This is a genomic window from Alicyclobacillus herbarius DSM 13609, from assembly GCF_000430585.1.
GTDB lineage: Bacteria > Bacillota > Bacilli > Alicyclobacillales > Alicyclobacillaceae > Alicyclobacillus_G > Alicyclobacillus_G herbarius.
This window is the reverse complement of record NZ_AUMH01000050.1, coordinates 1-3,190: the sequence shown is the minus strand read 5'-3', so window position 1 is coordinate 3,190 and position 3,190 is coordinate 1. Positions and strand designations below refer to the sequence as shown.

At 53.7% G+C, this 3,190-nt stretch carries 4 protein-coding genes; 1 reads left to right on the top strand and 3 read right to left on the bottom strand.

Annotated features, from left to right (window positions below; translation table 11 throughout):
- On the bottom strand, window positions 1-220 hold a 220-nt coding region (locus H522_RS0116320; protein ID WP_026963125.1), incomplete at its 3' end, for a helix-turn-helix domain-containing protein.
- A 452-nt stretch (window positions 221-672) separates the two neighbouring features.
- Between H522_RS0116320 and H522_RS20085 the strand changes: the two genes are divergently transcribed.
- Window positions 673-1,932 carry an MFS transporter gene (locus tag H522_RS20085; protein WP_081412233.1) on the top strand — a complete coding sequence of 420 codons (1,260 nt, stop codon included), beginning with the start codon at window positions 673-675 and terminating at the stop codon, window positions 1,930-1,932.
- Between the two features lie 309 nt (window positions 1,933-2,241).
- Here the strand turns inward: H522_RS20085 and H522_RS21325 are convergent, their stop codons facing one another.
- Both H522_RS21325 and H522_RS21320 read right to left on the bottom strand, forming a co-directional pair.
- Complete coding sequence (locus H522_RS21325; protein WP_155836526.1) at window positions 2,242-2,346, bottom strand: putative holin-like toxin; 105 nt, start codon at window positions 2,344-2,346, stop codon at window positions 2,242-2,244.
- A gap of 280 nt (window positions 2,347-2,626) precedes the next feature.
- The gene (locus H522_RS21320) at window positions 2,627-2,908 is read right to left on the bottom strand and encodes a helix-turn-helix domain-containing protein (RefSeq protein ID WP_081412231.1); all 282 of its coding nucleotides are present in this window, start codon (window positions 2,906-2,908) and stop codon (window positions 2,627-2,629) included.
- Window positions 2,909-3,190: the final 282 nt, after the last annotated feature.

Below are 3,190 nucleotides of genomic sequence, written 5' to 3'. Positions count from 1 at the left end.
CTTCATTGAGCCATACCATGTCAGGTTGCCGTTTCAAGACGGTCAATTGAGCCGACAGATCCTTGTAGTACAGACGTTTGCCTTCGTTGTAGTACACATCTGTCTTGAGGCGTAAGCCCCAATTGTAGACAAAGCGAACACAACCAAACGTCTTGGCGAGGATTTCTTTCTGCTCTTCGGTCGGATAGAAACGGTATCGGTAGGCTCTCTTTTTTAACATACTTACGCTGTACAATATACAGTGTAAAAACGAAACAACTTTCGCCTAACGGCGAGCGCCTTATATCCCCAGAGCTAAAGCTCGGGGTCTTACGGCGCATATTGATAAGTGGCGCACCTGCAACGGAAGTAACGACCCCAACGGCCATGTGTGTTCGTCCAAGCATATTGCAAACAGCCGCTTTCAACAAATACGATAACAGGCTGACGAGGGGCACATAGCGCAAATTCGATGCAACTTTCTAAAGCCAGGTCTGCATTGACTGTGTTAAACTAAACATGAAAAGAGAGCCAGAGGGGGCAACCTCCGACTCCCGGGCACCGACGCCTTGGGCGTTGTCCCTGCCCAACAGCAATCTGTCGGACAAGTAACCGCCCCAAAGGCGCTCAACCGATGGGGGCGGTCACTTGCGTTTTATGGCAAGAACGGTTTTCCACAGGGAGGTCGATAACATGTCCAGCTCAAGCCACGTCTTGCAGACCCCCGTCCCCTCGTCATCACCACGAACACGCGGCGCCAGCATGAAAGCGCTTGTGTCCATCGGTCTAGCCTGGGCGTTCGACGCAATGGACTTTTCGATTTTGACCTTTGTCCTCACCGACATTATGAAAGACTACGGTGTAGCGTTGACCCTGGCCGCTGGTGTTTCCTCCGCCACGACCTTCGCCCGTCTTGGCGGCGGACTGCTGGGAGGGCTGATGGGAGACGCCTGGGGACGAAAGGTCAGCTTGGTCCTTTCCATCGTGTGGTTCAGTGTATTCGAATTCTTGACCGGATTTTCGTTGGGCTTTACCATCCTGTACATCGTCCGCATCCTGTATGGCATCGGCATGGGCGCTATGTACGCCAACGGTACGCCGATGTTGATGGAAATGATGCCAGCCAAATGGCGCGGGTTCGCCTCGGGGATCATGCAATCGGGGTTCTCATTCGGTTACATTTTTGCCGCCATCATCTATCGGCTTTGGTATGGCGATCTCGGGTGGCACGCGATATTTTGGATTGCCTGCATCCCGGCTCTCCTGGTAGCCATCTATATATGGGCACAACTGCCTGAATCTTCACGTTGGCAGGCAGAGCGTAGGGACAACAGTGGCGTAACCACGGTGCCGATCTCCCATCTGTTTTCCGGAGGGCAGACTTGGAGCACCGTACACGCCGCCCTCATCGCCTTGGTGGCATTCGCCATCACGTTCCCCATCAACGTATTCTACGCAACCCTGCTCAAGACAGGGGGCCATTTCAGCCCTGATGTGGTGGCAGACACCATCATTATCCTGAATGTCGCCGGCATTGTGGGCAACCTTGTGGGTGGATGGGTGTCGGATCTGATTGGCCGACGCTGGACGATTATCCTGTCCTCGCTCGGCACCATCGCCTGCTCCTTTGTCTTCCAGTCGATTGCAACCGATTGGGAACGAAACGTGTTTACTTTCCTGATTGGATTGTTCTCTATCGGAGGTGTGTGGGCGGCCATTCCGACCTACCTGGCCGAACACTTCCGGACGACGATCCGCTCGACCGGCCAAGGTACAACCTATCACTTCGGTGCTGCGGTCGGCGGTGCCCTCGTCCCGCTTATGGTTTCATCCATTGCTCCTGATGTCGGTGGTCTGGGACACGCAATGACTTACGCGGTGGCCATCGCCTCGGCCGTGATGGTCATCCTGGTACTCTTGTGGGGGGAATCGAAAGGAATCGAGTTGCGCTGACACTGAGCGGCCTCAGGTCTGACCAAGTATTGTTGGAGCCGATATGGAGTTGCGGAATGACCAGTAAGAAACGCCACCGAGCTAAGTTTGCGCTCCGAGCACGCATTCAATAGCCAAGCCATCTTCGTTAATCTGTGGCGAATATCTGCATTGACGTATATTCGCGCTGTGTTAAACTAAACATGAAAAGAGAGCCGGAGGGGGCAACCTCCGACTCCCGGGCACCAACGCCTTGAGCGTTGTCCCTGCCCAACAGACTTGAACGTTAGGCAAGTGACCGCCCCAAAGGCGCTCAACCGATGGGGGCGGTCACTTGCGTTTTATGGCAAGAACCACAGCCACGACGAGTGACAGCAACGCGACGATGAATGACCCAAACTGGATCATCAACGACAGCGCAGTAGCTACGCTCATGGCCCCACCCCCTTCCCGGTATGCCGGGCAGGGAGTGACCCCCAAGGATAAGGTGCCTGGACATAAGTCTATCAGATTTCGTGTGTTTGGGAGAGAAAAATCACGTCATCTAATTTTCGCGTCCGTTCAGTGATTCGCGGTATTTCTCAAGACGACTGTCAATGTATCGAACTACCGGCCTGGTTGTTACAGCTTCTCTGACTTTCCGTTTTTCATCGCTAGACGGCCGCCGAATTACTCACGCGTTTTTCCGTCTGCTCCTTTCGCTCCAGTGCGCTGTTCAGATAATCCGCGTCGCCTCCGGGCTGAGTATCACTGTATCCTTTAGTAGATCCTGTCGTTCAAAACGAGCCTCTTCCTCTCCGGACGCCGCATCTTCCTGATAGTCTGGATGTCCGCACCAGTGCAGAAACGTCTCGCGATTCACTCGTACCAAGCGCCCAATGCGTAGCGCTGGAAAGTCAGGCCGATGTGCCAACTCGTAGGCCGCTGTGCGTCCGATGCGGAGATAGCGTGCGACATCATTCATCGTCAGCACTGGCGGCAGCTCCTCCGGCTGCATAAAATGTCACCTCTTTATTTTCGTTGGAACCTATAAAATATAGTGACAAAACATCGTGTATCTTGGCACTTGTATACGTCGGAATGGATGTGGGGTCACCAATAGCCCCCGCGGTGGCCGATTTACGAACGAACATGAGATCACGATGAAGTCTCTTTGGCGAGACGATGATTTGGATGATGGATACTCCGGGTGGTCAAGACTATGCTGCTTGGATTTGTACTCGCTATGGCAAAAATGGCTGACCTTCGGAGAGCAGTTTCTATACGGGCGAAGAACAAA